This window comes from Burkholderia sp. BDU5, from assembly GCF_001522845.1.
Lineage (GTDB): Bacteria > Pseudomonadota > Gammaproteobacteria > Burkholderiales > Burkholderiaceae > Burkholderia > Burkholderia mayonis.
Genome location: NZ_LOWC01000090.1, coordinates 1 through 15,538, shown reverse-complemented (window position 1 = coordinate 15,538; position 15,538 = coordinate 1). Strand labels below are relative to the sequence as shown.

Annotated in this window: 13 protein-coding genes; all 13 read right to left on the bottom strand. The window is 66.4% G+C overall.

From position 1 onward, the window contains the following. The coding region (locus WS69_RS15245; protein ID WP_059471575.1) for an alpha/beta fold hydrolase at positions 1–713 on the bottom strand (713 nt) is incomplete at its 3' end. Between the two features lie 573 nt (positions 714–1,286). Beyond that, positions 1,287–1,562, bottom strand: coding sequence for a hypothetical protein (locus WS69_RS15240; RefSeq protein WP_059471574.1), 276 nt, complete (start codon positions 1,560–1,562; stop codon positions 1,287–1,289). Positions 1,563–1,873: 311 nt separating this feature from the next. Then, positions 1,874–2,182, bottom strand: coding sequence for a hypothetical protein (locus WS69_RS15235; RefSeq protein WP_108034116.1), 309 nt, complete (start codon positions 2,180–2,182; stop codon positions 1,874–1,876). A gap of 147 nt (positions 2,183–2,329) precedes the next feature. Then, entirely contained in the window at positions 2,330–2,689 is a 360-nt protein-coding gene (locus WS69_RS15230) for a DUF6277 family protein (RefSeq protein WP_059471572.1), read from the bottom strand. Positions 2,690–2,747: 58 nt separating this feature from the next. Then, positions 2,748–6,251, bottom strand: coding sequence for a type VI secretion system membrane subunit TssM (tssM, locus tag WS69_RS15225; RefSeq protein ID WP_059471571.1), 3,504 nt, complete (start codon positions 6,249–6,251; stop codon positions 2,748–2,750). Next, positions 6,248–7,912: a type IVB secretion system protein IcmH/DotU gene (gene icmH / locus WS69_RS15220; protein WP_059471570.1), complete on the bottom strand. Its 1,665-nt coding sequence runs from the start codon at positions 7,910–7,912 to the stop codon at positions 6,248–6,250. The genes tssM and icmH overlap by 4 nt, the downstream gene beginning before the upstream one ends. A gap of 82 nt (positions 7,913–7,994) precedes the next feature. Further along, positions 7,995–9,356: a type VI secretion system baseplate subunit TssK gene (gene tssK / locus WS69_RS15215; protein ID WP_059471569.1), complete on the bottom strand. Its 1,362-nt coding sequence runs from the start codon at positions 9,354–9,356 to the stop codon at positions 7,995–7,997. Further along, positions 9,353–9,946, bottom strand: coding sequence for a type VI secretion system lipoprotein TssJ (gene tssJ, locus WS69_RS15210; RefSeq protein ID WP_059471568.1), 594 nt, complete (start codon positions 9,944–9,946; stop codon positions 9,353–9,355). The genes tssK and tssJ overlap by 4 nt, the downstream gene beginning before the upstream one ends. Positions 9,947–9,951: 5 nt before the next feature. Further along, positions 9,952–10,338, bottom strand: coding sequence for a DUF4150 domain-containing protein (locus WS69_RS15205; RefSeq protein ID WP_025990153.1), 387 nt, complete (start codon positions 10,336–10,338; stop codon positions 9,952–9,954). 36 nt (positions 10,339–10,374) lie between these two features. Then, positions 10,375–11,055, bottom strand: a complete 681-nt coding sequence (locus WS69_RS15200) for a DUF3540 domain-containing protein (RefSeq protein WP_059471567.1) — start codon at positions 11,053–11,055, stop codon at positions 10,375–10,377. Between the two features lie 2 nt (positions 11,056–11,057). Then, a complete protein-coding gene (locus WS69_RS15195) occupies positions 11,058–12,128 on the bottom strand; it encodes a pentapeptide repeat-containing protein (protein WP_059471566.1) in 1,071 nt (356 codons plus the stop codon). Continuing rightward, entirely contained in the window at positions 12,125–14,344 is a 2,220-nt protein-coding gene (locus WS69_RS15190) for a DUF2169 family type VI secretion system accessory protein (protein ID WP_059471565.1), read from the bottom strand. Before WS69_RS15190 ends, WS69_RS15195 begins: the two co-directional genes overlap by 4 nt. A 3-nt stretch (positions 14,345–14,347) precedes the next feature. Next, positions 14,348–15,538 (bottom strand): type VI secretion system Vgr family protein (locus WS69_RS15185; RefSeq protein ID WP_156438160.1); only part of this gene is annotated, 1,191 nt, incomplete at its 5' end.

Sequence of the window (15,538 nt, the reverse complement as noted above, 5' to 3'; positions counted from 1 at the left end):
ACGTACGCGCCGAGCCGGCGCACGTCCGACGCCGTCGTGTACTCGTCCAGCTCGCCGTTGACGAACTTCACGTCGCAACCGATGTTGCGGAATTCCGGCAGGTACTGCTCCGGCTGCATCGACAGGATCTGGTCCGCGTGAAACGCCACTTGCCGCCACTCTTCTTTCGGCAGCTTCGACAAGTATCGGTAGTTGTATATTTTCATGACCCGTGGCAAATACTGACCGACCGTGTCGCTCAGCAATTGCGCCGCCTTCAGGTTCTCGCCCGCCGCAACGTGATCCCTCGCCCGCGTCACATAATCCGTCATCGCGGCATTCAAAAACGGAGAAAACGAACCGATGACCGCTCGACGCACGCTCGCGCAGCCTCGCGCCAGAGCCAACAACGAGGCCACCCCACCCCACGACATCGATGCCAAATACGCCGGTTCGAACGAGTCGATCAGATAAAGCAGAATCTCCACCTCATCGTCCTTCGTCACGACGTACTCGCCAGGATTGTGCTGCCGCGACTGCCCCGCGTACGGTAAATCAAAGCACAAGGAATTCAGATGCTCCCCCAGGTACCGAACCGTATGACTGAACGACGCAGTCGTCGCCAGCGCCCCATTCACTAGTATCACCGTCTCGAAGGCCGGATCGAACACGTGACGCTCGACGTGGACCTTCAGTCCGTTCGGCAGCGCTACGACCTGTTTCTCGATAGGCATGGCGTAATCTCCCGCATCTGCTCGGCAAACGAGCTGATCCCGCGCCCCTCCCCTTGAAGGACGCCTCCATGTAGCCGCACGCCCTCCCACGCGATCTGCCCGCCCTGCCTCGCGCGCGCCGTGACGGCTACCCACTCGCCGGAGCCGCGCATCGCCTCATATCCCACAGGCAATACGCTCCCCCAGGCCCGTCGCGGTCACCCCGCTTCTCTCGGCCCGTGGTCTCCAGCGCCTCTGTCTCGCATGACGCCTCTTGAGGAAATTACCGCTTTCCGTCGTCTTGCCGCCCGCATTACCGCCGCGCGGTGACGTGCTTTATGAAATGAGGATTCTGCGATGCAGCATATGATATCGATTCCTAAATGTAAACATTTTTGAATCGATTTTCGATTTTGAAGCGAGTTTCAAAAATGCACTTGCTTATCACCATCATGTCGATATGGATTTTTAAAATACGCTTAATCGAGTATTTACGGCACGCCTTCTGAAAAACGACATCGCACCCTCATCGCGATCCATATTCGCGCGACGAATAATTCCGCCTTCTGACGCACCGAAGCGCGCTTACCGGAATCAATGCCCGCCGCTCGCGAGCCCCATATACATCACGCGGCCATTGTCCGCCGGGTCGACCATCACCCGCACCCGCTCGCCGATACGCGGAATATTCCCCAAATCGATGAATTGCTTGATCGTCACGTCCCACGATGCGCCATTGTGGTGAATGCGCAGATCGATCCGCATCATCGGCACGTTATTCAGCGTCACGCCGGTTTGACCGATATTCACGACGTCGGCAACGGCCTCATAACCGTTCTTCACGACGGTCTGAGCCCGAACCGACGACATGACCGTCGACAAGGTCATTGACGTCGTCACTACCACGAAAATCAGGACAATCGCTACCAATACGCCGACGACACTGATTATCGAAGTCTGGAACATAAATACGCTCCTTTTCCGTCAATAAGACACTCCTGGTTGATTTCGAGAAGAGCCTCGATTACTCCGCCCGTAAACCGACGTTTATACGATAGTTTCGTGATCATTCAAGCGGCTTTCGCGACGATGACTCGACGCGCCGTACGTCGCGAAAGCCGTCCGGCTCGCCGCCACCGCCCGTGCAACAGCCGGCTGCCGGCGCGATGCGCGACAGGTCGTTACTTGCGCGCTTCGTTCAGCGTCGCGTCGCTCGTCTCCGTCGTCGAAGACGTCGCCGACGTCGGCGCCGACGCAGCCGAAGGCGACGACGACGGCGAGCGCACCGTTGCGATCGCCTTGCGCGTGCGCGAAGACGTCGCCTGCACCGCCTCGTCGGTCGCCGAACGCACGCCCTGGTTGACCTGCGACGTCGCCGCCTGCGTCACTTGCTCCTTCACCGACTGAAACAGCTGCCCCAGTTGCGCATGGCTGTTCACCGAGATGAGCCCCACCACGATCCCTGCCAAGATTCGTTTCGACATCGAAATATCTCCATCCTCACAATAGATTGAAACGAGCGCGCCGGCGCGCGCCCGGTACTCGCCTGTGCATCGCCAGGCGTCGCGCGGCGCGCGACGACGCCCGCGCGCGAAGCGCGCTGACGCCGACGCAACTGCCCACGCAGCCAAACCGCATCACTTGCCCGTCCTGAACGGCGCGAAGAAGATCGACGGCATTTCCTCCGGGAAGCCAACGGCGTTGGTCGGACGCAAATCGCGCATGTCGACGTTGAAGTCGTAAGTCTTCTGACGTTGCTGGTTGTCCTGATGGATCATCACCTGCTTGTCGACCGCGGACTTGATCGTCGACATGTGCTCGAGCATCTTCGAGCCGACCTGCTGAACGTTGCCGATCAGGCTGCTCGCGTTGCTCGACGACGCGGTCGACAAATCCGGGATCGAGTTCATGAACGGCTGCGCCATCGAGCCGCTTGCGTCCTGTCCGTACTGGTGCGCGTTGCTGCATGCGGCGAAGATTTCCTTCGGATCAATCATGTCGTGCTCCTTTCTAGTGTGCGCGCCCTTCGGCGCATGAATACCGATGCTCGACGCATCACGACGGACACCTGAACGACTGCAGGATGCCCGACCATATCGGCGACGGCAGCGTCAGTGCCTGCCATTCGATCCGGACCGTGCCGAGGCTCGTCTGATACAGCCGCTCGCGCCGGTCCGCCGTCCCCGTGCCGCCGACCGCCTGCCCCGCGTCGAAGAAGCGGAACAGCGCCCACGGCCCGTCGAACTGCAGCGTCGTCATCCGGCCGTCGACGGACTTCAGTTGCAACTTGATCGCCAGCTGCGTGTTCTGATTGGTCCAGTCGATCCGGTGCGGCGACGTTACGCCGTGCGCGAAGCGCAGCGTCTGCCCGCCGACCGCGAGCTGCGCTTCGGACAACTGCGAATCCATATCGATGAAACGCAGCACGGTCGACACGCGCAGATGTCCCGAATCATCGAGCATCGCGCCGCGAATGCGGTCGGCCGTCTCGTACGAGCTGAGAACCGACTGGCTGACCATACCGTTCGGCCCGCCGTTCGAACGCAACGCCTGCCACGGTTTCGCGGAAGTGTCGACGTACGCGGCGAGGTGATCGCGGAAGTACGTCGCCATCAGCCCTTGCGAGCTGAACAATCGTTCGAAGTCCTCGACGCCCGCATCCGCCTGCGTGTTGCGGCGAAGCGGATAGCGGCTCGTGAAGCCCTGATCGCAGACCATCTTCGTCGCGCCCGCCGCGCCACGATTGAGCAGCGCGCCCGATTCGCGCGTCGTCATCGTGCTGCCGCTGCTCACGAGATCGAGCATGATCCCGCGCACGGGTTCCGGCTGACGCGCGGCCGTTTCCTTCAGCCGCGAGAACGCGTCGTACTGCGCGGGCAGCACCTGGCCCGCCTGCAGCGCGCCGTTGACGAGCCCGAGCTGCCGATACAGCGGCTCGAAGAGACGCGACAGCGGATTGTTCGCAATCGAGTTGTTGCGGTTCAGCTGCGCGGCGAGCTGGCGGATCGCCTGGAAGTGCTCTTCGACGACGTGCTCGGGCAACAGCACGGTTCGATAGTGCTGGCCGCTCAGCTCGCCGACGATCTGCCGTCGCCCCTTCTCGAAGCGGTACTTCTGGCGATCGATCCAGCTGTCGATGTTGCCTTCGTCGCTCGCGCCCGTGAGCGTCGTCTCGCGCGCGGCGAAACGCAGCAGGTTCGCGAGCGGCGACTGCGCCTCCATCATCGCCGCGGCGAGCTGCGACGCATCGTCGAGGCCTGTCACGCCGCGCACCGTCACGTCGTTCAGGAAGTTCTGCCACGCGCCGATGTAATCCTGCAGGAACTGATTGCGCGCGGAATCGCCGAGCTTCTGCACGAGTCCGTCGATCTGGAAGCTGTTGCCGGAGAGCGTCTCGTCGCGCAACACCCAGCTTTCTTCCTCGAGCATCGCGCGCGCGCTCTTCTGCAGACGCGGCAGGAACACGTCCGTGTAGCCCGCGCGCGTGAACCAGCCGGATACCGCAGTGTCGGTCGACGGCACGTTGCTGCGCATGCGCAGGCTCATCGACGCCTCGAAGCCCGCCGCGCGCGACAGCGAGATGTCGTTGACCTGCTGCGGCAGCCCTTGCGCGTGGATGTGCTGCAGCACGCGCGTGACGAGCGGGATCTGTGCGGCCTTCGCGCGCGCCGAGCGCACGAGGTTCGCGTCCTCCGGCGTCGCCGGCACGTTCTTCAGCGATATCAGCGTGCGCACGTGCGCGAGCAGCGAGCGACGGTCATCGTCCGAATACTGGCCGCCCGACAGCGCGTCCCAGCGGCCGTCGAGCCAGCGCACGACGTCGTCCGCCGAGCGTCGATCAGGACGGCAAAGCATCAGGTAGACCTTCAGCGTCTGGTAGATGTCGCCCGGGCTGCCGTCGACCTGCGACACGAGCGTGCGCCGCACTTCGTTGTACAGCTCCGGCATCAGCATCTTCTGCAAGTGCCGGTAATAGGTGTCGCGCGCCGTCTCGGCGACGAGCCCGTGCTCGAAGTACGGCGTCGCCATCCCCTGCGCGGCGTCCTCGGCCTGCAGTTGCGCGTAGCGCATCTGGTTCGCGATCTCGATGAGCGTCGAGCCGCCGTCGTTGCCATAGGACGCCTCGGCCTGCGCGAGCCGCTTCGCCTCGGTGAACTGCGCCCACACGCCGTCGAGGTAGTCGCGCTCGGTGACGTAGCCCCAGCCGAACCACAGCAGCAGGCATAGCGCGACGATCGGCACCGCGGTCCAGCGCAACGCGTCGCCGATGCGGCCGCGCCATGACTTCGCGCCGCTCGGCCGCACTGAATCTCGCTCGAGCGACACTTGCCGGATGAGCGGGTTCCATAGGTCGTTCAACGCCCGCGACGGCACAGGCAGCCCCGACGATCCGGGGCCGGCGGCGCCCGCCGGATGCGCATCCGCGAGCTCGGCCATCGAACCGAGCCACACGCCGCGCAACCGCGCGGCCGTATGCGTCTCGCCCGGCGCGAGCGCGACGTGCAGCCATGCGACGAGCGCCTTCTGCAAGCGGCTCAGCGTCTCGACGAAACGCAGCTGCGCATGGTTCATCGTTACTTCGGTCGCGGCAGGCGCCGAATACAGCACCTGCTGCTGGACCCGCTGCTGCAGCCCTTGCAGCGCGTGGTGCCAGGTCGCGTCCGCGCGCGCCGCATCGGCTTCGGCGCCGTCGTCGGGCAGACTGAAGCCGACGCCTTTCGCCCACTTCGACGCGTCGAGCAGCGATAGCGTCGACACCGCGCCGTCGAGCCGATCGAGCCCGTTCAGCGCGACGTACACCTGCACCTGCTGGCCGAACGCCTCGCGCATTTCGTCGAGCCGCGCACGCACCGAATCGGCGAGACGCTTGCGCGTGTCGAGCGGCGCATCGATCATGTCGACGCCGTCGAGGCACAGCACGACGCCGCTGATCGGCGCGCCCTTGCGCAGCCGCCGCATCCCGCGCAGCAGCTTGCGCCACGCATCGAGCTCAGTCTCGTCGACGCCCGCGCGCAGGCTCCAGCGGCCGCCGACGTCGAACCACACTGCTTCGCGCGTGATGCGGAAGTTGAAGTCGTCGCCGCGGCCGTACGTCGCGTCGGAGCCGAGCACGCGATCTTGCAGCGAGCCGGACACACTGACCGCCTTCGCGACGAGGCTCGACTTGCCGCTGCCTTCCGAGCCGAGCACCAGATACCACGGCAGCATCGCGCGATGCTGGCGCGTCAGCGCGCCGACCCAGCGCTTCCAGCGGCCGCGCGGCTCCTTCTGCCAGCGCTCCTTCAACTGCTGGTCGAGGCTGCGCAGATGCTTGTCGACGAAATCGAGCTGTTTCGTCTTCGGCGCGACCTTGACCTGTCGCGGACTCATCGCGAGCCGCGCCCAGAGCCGCGCGAGCGTCGGCCAGAAGCCCCAGATCAGCACGAGCGCGACGAGTATCTCGCGCACCCAGATGGGGCCGAGCGGATGATAGATGCCGAACGCGAAGAGCGGCCCCACCCACCAGATCAGGACGGCGATCAGAATCGCCGCGAAAATTCTCAAGCTCGTGCGGATCATGGCTGACGGCCCTCCGTCGTCGTCGCATACGGCAGTTGCCCTTCAGGCGCGATCTCGACGCCTTCCGGCATCGCCGGGCGCATCGGGACCTGGCCGGGCTTCTCCGGCTGCTGCAGGTTCAGGTTGCGGTCGCGGCGCTGCGCGCCGTCGGGAATCACCTTCCACAGCACATCGACGCGGCGGTTGCGCTCGTACGCGGCGGGCGTCTTCGCAGTGTCGATCGGCTGCCCGTCGCCGCGCCCCGAGTACTCGATGTTCCGCTGCACCGCGTTTTCCGGCGCGCGCGCGCCGCCCGGAAGCGCGGTCGCGCGCAGCTCGTCGGCGACGGTGCGCGCCCGCGCTTCCGACAGCGCCTGGTTGTCCGGGAACTCGCTCGTGCGGATCGGCCGCGAATCGGTATGGCCGATCACCTCGAGATCGCCCGGCCACGGCGCGAACGCGAGGCCGAGCCGCTCGATGTTGTGCATGAAGTCCGGCCGGACCTTCGCCTTGCCGACGTCGAACGCGCCGTCGCTCTTGAACACGAGCAGCCACCCTTGCGGATGCTTGTACGCGGTCAGCCACCCTTCCGTCAGGATCTGCGGCAGCGGCGGCGGCAGCGTCTCGGCGATGTTGATCGTGCGCGTCGGCGGCATCCACGCGGCGAGCGCGTTGCGGATCGGCCGCCCCTGCGAATCGAGCCAGAGGCTGATCGCGCCGTAGGCGAGCACGAGCACGCCGAGCGCGACGGCCGCCGCGCGGCCGGCCGTCCACCACGAGCGACGCCGCGTCGCGGGCACGACGAGCTCGGTGCCGAGCGGCTCGGGCGGCACGTGATGCCAGATCAGCGCATGCAATTGCGAGCGCAGGTCCTGCAGCAGCACGTCGCCGCGATCGAGCACGCGGTAGCGGCCCTGCCAGCCGAGCGACAGGATCAGTTCGTAGAACGACAGAAGCGGGATCGGCGGCTCGTCTGACTTCATCCAGCGCGACAGGTCGGCGAACGCGTCTTCGCCGCCCCATGCGTCATCGTGGAACTCGACGAGCAGGCTGCGCTCGCCGTCATAGACGACCTGCGAATGCTCGCGCGCCGAATCGTTGACGGTCTCGTCGAGATACGTGCACAGCAGGTACGACGCATCGCGGATCTGTTCCCATTCGCAGCCGGAGCCCGCGAGCCGCTCACGGTAAAGCCGCACTTCGAGCCCGAGCTGCGTGCGGATCGCGGCCTGGTTGAGCGGCCCCGCCGCGAGATGCCGCTGAAGCTGCAGCACCGCGGGCAGCGCGTGCGACACGAACGGATTGTTCCAGCTCGCCTGCTGCAGCCCCGCCTTCATGATCGCCGCCTGCTCGCCTTGCGGGCTGTAGACGACGGGCGCCGCCGCCCGCGCATCGGCCGGCGCCTGCCCGCCGCTCGGCACCGGGAACTGCAGCACCGCCGGATTGCGCGACGCGCCGTCGGTGTGCGAGTACGCGTCGGGCGCGGGACTCGCGCCGGGCACGGCGGCTGATGACGACGCGAAACTCGGCGCGCCCGAACTCGCTGCCGCGCCGCCCGACGCGACCGCGTTCGTCGTGCCGGTGCTCGACACGGCGGTGCTCGTCAGCGCCGCGTTGGACAGTGACGACAGCGTCGGTATGCGCGTCGCGAGATCCGGATTCGCCGCGGCGCGGTCGAGCATGTTGGATGCCATCGATACACGGCGCAACGTAGTGGAGAGGTTTCGTAGCAGGCTCATAGCAGATTGCGTCTCATGTCGTGGTTCACGCCACCTTGCCGTCTCTCAGGCCCCAAGCTTCGAAGCGAAGATCGGGGAAATCGCCGACGATGCGCAACGCCATCGCCGAACCGGCGAGGGTCTGCTTCCAGAACGGGTCGGTCGACTCCACTTCGAAGTACGTGCTTTGGGCATAGTAGGGAATCTGGCGCGGGGGATTGGGCAGCGCAATCAAACGCGCGCCCGGCAGTTGCAGGTCCACGAGCTTCTGGATCTGCTCGACGGCGCCCAGCTTCGTCTGCTGCGGCAACAGCTGCCGCAGCTTCTCCGCCGGCATCGCGGCCGAAAACGCAAAAATCAGTTTCTTCAGGTTCCACTGCTTGTCGACGATGCAGATGTGCACCTGATCGCCGCGATCCTCGAAGCGCAGCGGCAACACCGGCGTCTCGATCACGCGCGCGAGCGCCTGGCGCAGCATCATCGCGAGCGGCTCGAAGCTCGTCTGCAGGTCGTCGTGGTTGTAGCCGAGCTCGCGGTCGGCGAGCTCCTCGTCGACGCCCGGCAGCACGCTCAGGCGTCCGAGCAGGCCGACCAGCTCGTGGTACAGCATCGCGGGCGGCAGCGGATCGAACGCGTCGAGGTTCGCCAGGCGCATCCGGTACTCGGCGATCGCCTGGCGCAGCAGCAGTTCGATCAGGTCGGCGACGCCGCCGCCCGTCGACAGCACGCGCTGCGCGGACGTGCTCGCGAGCCGCACGCGCAGCGTGCTCTGCAGCTCGTCGATCAGCGAGCGCAGCACGAGGTGCGCGCGCGTGTCGAGAAGCGGCGGAATGAAGCGTGGATCGAGCGATACGGTGCGGCTCGCGTTGCGGCCCGCGACGCGCGCGATCGGCAGCGCGACTTCGTCCGAGCGCAGCTGCGACTTCCAGCAGAGGCGCGTGACGAGCTGCCCGGTCTCGATCGTCAGACGCCGCGGCGTGCCGGGCGCGTCGAGCCCGACCGCGAGATCGGGCACTTCGGTCGATACGGCGCGATAGCGCGACGCCGACGCGACGTCGCCGAACGCCATCTCGGGGCCGCCCGTGCGCGCCGACTGCAGCGCGAGACACGCGATGTCGCCCGCCTGCGCGAACTCGGTTTCGAGCGGCGGCGGCAGCGGGTCGTCGGACGGCAGCGAGAACGCGGTGCCGTCCTGGAACACGCCGCGCGCGTGACGCAGCCCGAGCCGGCCGAGCCCCAGGCCGTCCTGATCGAGATCGAGCAGCGTGAATCCCCAGCCGTGATTCGACGTCTGACCGAGCCGAAGCGCGGCCTGATGCGCGAGATGCCGCTCGAGTTGCTGGAAGTGCTGCGTCTCGATCAGCATGCCGTCGCTCCACGCGACCGGTCCTACCGGCAGACTACTCATTGCCTGCTTCTCCTTGTCCCATAGGTGGTTTTCGTCTTGCGCGCGGGCTGCGGCTCGTCGATGTGGATCGCCGGGGCGGCGTCCGCGCCGGCGATGGGCACCGGCCCCGGCAACAACGCGTTATAGATGCCGTCGCGGTCGAGCCAGACGGCCATGTGAATCAATCCGCGGCCCTCGATGCGGATGCGCAGCGGCGCGTAATTCGCCGGCCGACGAGCGTAGTCGGCGTCGGTCACGAGCCAGAGGTCGCCCGAGCGCGGCAGGTTCAGCGAGAACTGCAACACCTGGTTCGGTGCGATCACGTGGCGCGAGTCGGCGACGACCGTGCTGTCCTGACCGCGCGACGCGCACGACGAGTCGTCGCTACCCTGCGTCGGCAGCCAGTCGGCCGCGCCCACGACGTAGACGCATGTCTGCACCGGGCGCGGCTCGCCCGTCGGCGCGACGTTCAGCCGGCTGCCGCCGACGAGCGTCACGTGCAGTTGCCGCGGCTCCTCGGGTTTCGACGAAGAAAACATCGAGCAGCCCGCGAGCAGGCAAAGCGCGACCGCCGCGGCGAACGATTTGAAGGGGCCCATCATGCGACGCACGGCGTTCAGCTGAGGGTCATCGTGATCGTCTGCGACGGCGCGACGGAATTCCCGGCCGTGTTCTGGTTGTTCGGCAGATTCGTGTCCGTGAGGCGCGTCTGCGGCGCGCCCTGGATCATCACCTTGCCCGAGCCCTTCACGTGTCGCGACGGCCCCGAGACGGTGCCCGACGCGACGCCGCCCATCGAGCCCGGCTCGTCGCTGTGCGTGACCGGAATGATCGTGTTCAGGTTGTGCACCGGACCGCCCGCATAAATGATGTTCGGCACGTTCGGCACGGCCTCGGGCTTGTTCGCGATGTTCGGATACGACACGGGAATCGCAAGGGGCGGCGTCTTGCAGACGTCGGCGCCCGACAGCGCCATCCCTCCAGCAGAGCAATTTGCAAACATGACAATCTCCTTCAAGAAACCGGGCGCGAGCGACGCTCAGCCCATATGGATCTGGCCTGCGTCTATCTTCAGCAGCGACGATGCCGTGACGACCGCGCTCTTCGCATGCATCGCCATGTGCCGCTCGGTGTGGACGATCGTGCTGCCCGCATGCGTCGCGTCGGTGCCGCTCACGTGCGTCTGGCGCTCGGCCGCCGCCTGCGTGATCACCTGCGCGCGGTTCGCGAGCTGCGCGGCCTCGAGCGACAGCCGGTCGCGCGCCTCGACGCGCACGTCGCGCGCGCGCAGCGCGACGTGCGCGTCGCCGAAATCGAGCGCCACCTCGTCGCTCGCCTCGTCGCGTTCGAGCACCGCGAGCACCCAGCAGCGCTCGCCGTCGCGGCAGATCTGCACGAGATCGCCCGGCTGCGGCGCGACGACGCAGCTCACCGCCTTCTTCGCGCGCAACACGGCGCCGGGCTGCACGGTGACGAGCCATTCGCCCGCCGCCGTATGCGCTTCGCCGACGCACGCGAGCATCGTCGTCGCAGCAGCGGGCGCGGACGATGCCGGCTCGCGCGACGGTGCTTCCGCACGCACGTCATGCACACCCGGCCCCGCGTCGCGCACCCGCGCACCGCCCTTCATGATTCGCGTCAGCGCATGACGCGATACCGCGTCGTCGTCACACTCGTATGCAAGCGTGTCGTGCACGGCAGACATTTCCCGCATGCTCATCGTCAAACTCCTCTTGCTCCGGGTTGGACTCGCTGCCACCAGAGCTCGTCGTCGGCGCCGGTGGCTTCCTCGAAAACCGCATCCCGCGTATCCGCCGCGCTCCATGCCTGGCGCGGCTGGCCGACCAGGTTGCCGCCGCGGCAGTCGGCGCCGCGCAGGTCGACGCGTTCGAGATGCACGCCGCGCGCGTCGAGTAGCTGCAGGTGCGCGCCCGACAGATTCACGCGCGTAATCCACGCGTCGCGCAATGCGATCCGCGGCGCGCGCACGCCTTGCAACGCACTGTCCACGACGCTCGCGCTGTCGAAGATCGCCTGCGACAAGTCGCTGTTCGTCACGGTCAGGCCGTTGACGGTCGCATGATCGAAGCTCGCGAGCGGCAGCCGGCTCGCATGGATCTCGCCCGTCGCCCACGTACTGTGCGACCATGCGGCCTGTTTCAGCTCACAGCCGTGCACGGTCATCCGCTCGATTCGCGAGTCGATCCAACGCACGTTGATGCCGCGGCATTCGACGAGCACGGCGCGCAGAAAACCGCTTTGCCCGGCGATCAGGTTCTCGAACCCGACGGCTTCGAGCCGCAGATCGGCGAACTGGCTGCCGATCCACGACGTGTCGCTCCAATGGCCACCGCGCAGCGTGACGCCCGAGTAATTACCCGCGACGAGCGACACATGCGCGCCGCGCACGCCGTCGAACGTCCAGCCCGCGCCCTTCGACTGCGCGCACACGACGTCCTTCAGCAGGCTGCCCGTCCACGCGCCGCCTTCGATCTCGCATTCGTTGAACGACACGCCGCGCAACGCGCTCTGCGTCCACGCACCCGCGCGGATTCGGCTCGACTCGTGCGTGAGCTTCAGCAGCTCGCAGCGATCGAAGCGATTCGCGTCGAACGTGCAGTTCACGAAGCGCAGATTCGACAGCCGGCAGCCGGACCATTCGACGCGATCGAAGTGGCAATCGATGAAGAGCGTGTCCGCGAGCGCGACATCGCGCTGCGGCGACGCGTAGTGCTGCCCTTCGACGACTTCGGGCAGCGGCGGCGGCGGCACCGTCGAGCGGATCGTGCTCATCCCACCCTCCTCGGCACGTCGAGCTGGCCCGCGTTCAGATTGCCGCGCCACGCGCCCGCTTCTGGCGGATGGATCCACGACGTGCGGACCCGGACGAGATTGCAGTCGCGCATCCGCGTCTGCCGCATGTCGGCGCCGTACAGCATCGCCTCCTTCAGCGAGCAGCGATCGAACGACGTGCCCGTCAACTGCGCATGCATCACGTTCGCGCCGTCGAGCACCGTGCGGCTCCAGTGCGACTGCTGCGCATGCAGGTGCTGCGCGTTCAATTGCATGAACGAGCAGTGATCGACCTGCACGCGGTCCGCGCGCAGCTCCTGCAGGCTCGATGACTTGAACACGCAATCGGTGAGCCGTGCGCCATTGATCGACGTGCCGCGCGACAGCACCGCGAACGTCAGCATGCTGCGCTGCCAGACGCTCGCCGACAGGTCGGTCAGCAGGATGCTCGGCTTCGAGAGCGTGCACTGCGACACCGCAAGGCCCGCCATCCCGCATTCGACGATCGCGAGATCGTCGGCGCGCACGCGCGTCCAGGTCCAGCCGGGTGCGCTCACCTCGGACCACGACACTGAGCGCCATTCGACATCCTGAACGTCGCCGCGCACGCCGCCGCGCCCCTGCACCGACAGCATCGCCCACGAGCCGCCCGCGACCTTCAGGTCGTCGAGCCGACACTCGTCGATCGAGATCCGGTCGATCTCGATGTTCAGCCACGCGCTGCGCTCGAGATTGCAGCGCTGGATCTTGCCGCCTTTCCACCAGCCGTCGCTCATTTTCACGTCGGCGAACGAGCAGTCGACCGCATGCACCTGATTGAGCCGGCAGTTCATCCATTCGCTGCGATCGAGCGTGCAGCGCTCGAAACGCACGTCGTCGAACTTCCAGCCGTCGAAACGCAGCGACGACAGATCGGCATCGCGAATCGTGACGTTCGCGAGCTCGGGCGTCTTCGCATGACGCAGCCGGGTCCGCCAGTTCTCGCCGCCGCGCGGCGCGCCCGGCAGCTTCGCGTTGCGATTCGCTTCCTCGAACGCGGAGAGCCGCTCGCTCGCATCGCGCGCCTCGATCAGCTGACGGCGGTTCTGCTCGACCCGCGCACGGACTTCTTCATAGCCGCGCGGCGCCGGAGCGAAGCGCGGGTGATCTTCCGTGTCGAGGATCATCTCCCAGGTCCAGCCTTTTGCGACGGCCGGCATCAGTTCGTGATCGGCCTGCTGCAGAGGATCGGTGCAATTCAGGTCCGTGCGCTGATCGGCGAACTTCATCAGCGCGTCGATGTCGATTCGCTCCGACTCGTCCTTGAACGCGGCGACGAGCATCGTCGGGCTGTCGTCGAGCAGGAAATCGAGCGCGACCGCGCCGTTCCACCACAGCACGCCGATGCCGCGATCCGGCAGGAACCACACCGTCTGCTGCTTGAACGACAGGCGCTCGATGCCCGGACGCCCGTTTCGCGTCACGAGCGCGACCGGTGCGAGACGCGGCAGCTCGCCCATGAAGCCTTCGCCCCGCGGCCCGAAACCGCTCAGCTCGAAGCGCGCGCCGGGCGTCCAGCATTCGCCGCGCGCCCACTGGTCGGGCGCCGCCTGCTGGAAGAAGCGCAGATCGACGTCGGCGGGCCAGCCCATGTGCGTGCCGTCCTGCGCCATCGCGTCGACGGTGCCCGGCCGCGTCGGCATCCATTGCGTGCGCTCGGGCCAGTCGCTGCCGATCGCGCCCATCGCCGCAAGCGGCGCGGGACCGACGCCGAACGTGCGCAGTTGCTGCAGCGGCGGCGCGCCCGATGTCACGCCGAACGGGTTTTCCTGCGCGCCGCCCGCCGCCGCGTGCCGGTGATCGACCGCGATGCTCGCAAAGCCGCCTTCCGCGTGCTCGTCGCCGAGCGACATCGCGCACGAGACGATCTTGCGAACGCCGTCGAGCTCGACCCATGCGGTCCAGTCGACATTGCGCGCGCGAGCGCCGGGCGAGACGGGATGCGGCGAGTGGCCGGCGAGCAGCCATTCGGCGCGCTGCTTCGGCAATGCGGCTTCATACAGCGGCAGCGACGGCGCGGCCGCTTTCAGCGCCTCCCAGACGGCCGCTTCGTGCACGAGGATCGATGGCTGATCGAGCCGGAAGCCCATCCCGATGCTGATCGCGAGCATCGGCTGCGCGCCGATTTGCGTATTCGTCGTGGCCACGAGGGCCGCTTGTGGTTTGATATGTCGCATAGGTCAGTTCTTCGTCTGCATCCCGAGCTTCTTCAGATCGATGCCCACGTCCTCGTAGCTCGCTCCCGTATACGAGAAGCTGAAGCCGGTGACCGACATCTTGCTGCCCGTCGTCGATACGTCCGAGCCCGTCGTATCCACGGAACTACCGGTGGCCGACATCTTCGAACCCGTGATACTCGTCGCACTGCCGACCGTCGACATATCCGTTCCCGTGATGCTCGTCGAGCTGCCCGTGTTCGACATCGACGTGCCGGTGATGTCTGTCGACGTGCCCGTCACCGACGTGCTCGTGCCCGTCATGCTGTTCGACGTGCCCGTGTACGACAGCGACACGCCGGTGATGCTCTCCGACTGGCCGGTCGTCGACATGCTGACGTCGGTCCACGACGAATCGATCCCGGTCATGCTGTTCGATACGCCCGTCACCGAATTGCCGGAGCCGGTGATGCTCGTCGATACGCCGACCATCGACGTCCCGATGCCGGTGAAGCTCGTGTCGACGCCCTTGAATCCGGTGGATACGCCAGTGAAGCTCGTATCGACGCCGGTGAAGGACGTCGACACGCCGGTGAAGCTCGTGCTCACGCCGGTAAACGACGTGCTCAGACCGGTGAAGCTCGCGGACACCCCAGTAAAACTCACGTCGAGGCCGGTGTACGACACCGAGATGCCCGTGAAGCTGACCGAGATCCCGACGACCGACGTCGACGTTCCGTCGACCGACAAGTTCAGATCCTGCGCGATCGACGTCGAGCTGTTGCGCTCGACCGTCTGCTGTGCGTCGCGCTCTGCATGGATCATCACGCGCTCCGCGCCGCGCTGGTCGTCGAACGTCAATTGGCTTGCATTCGGAAAGCCGCCCGCGCGTTTGATCGAACGTGTGACGAGGCCGGTGTAGCGGATGTCCTTCGGCAGATCGTACGGCGTCGGGTTTTCGCCGTTGTAGACGATCCCCGTCGCAAGCGGACGATCGAGATCGCCGTCGACGTAGATCACGATCACTTCCTGCCCGACCCGCGGCATCGCGATCACGCCCCAGCCCTTGCCCGCCCACGCCTGCGTCACGCGAATCCAGCACGACGCATCCGCTTCCGTCGTCTTGTAGCGGTCCCAGTGGAAGTGCACGCGGATCCGACCGAGCTTGTCGGTATGCACTTCCGACATCTCCGGCCCCACCACCGTCGCGCTCTG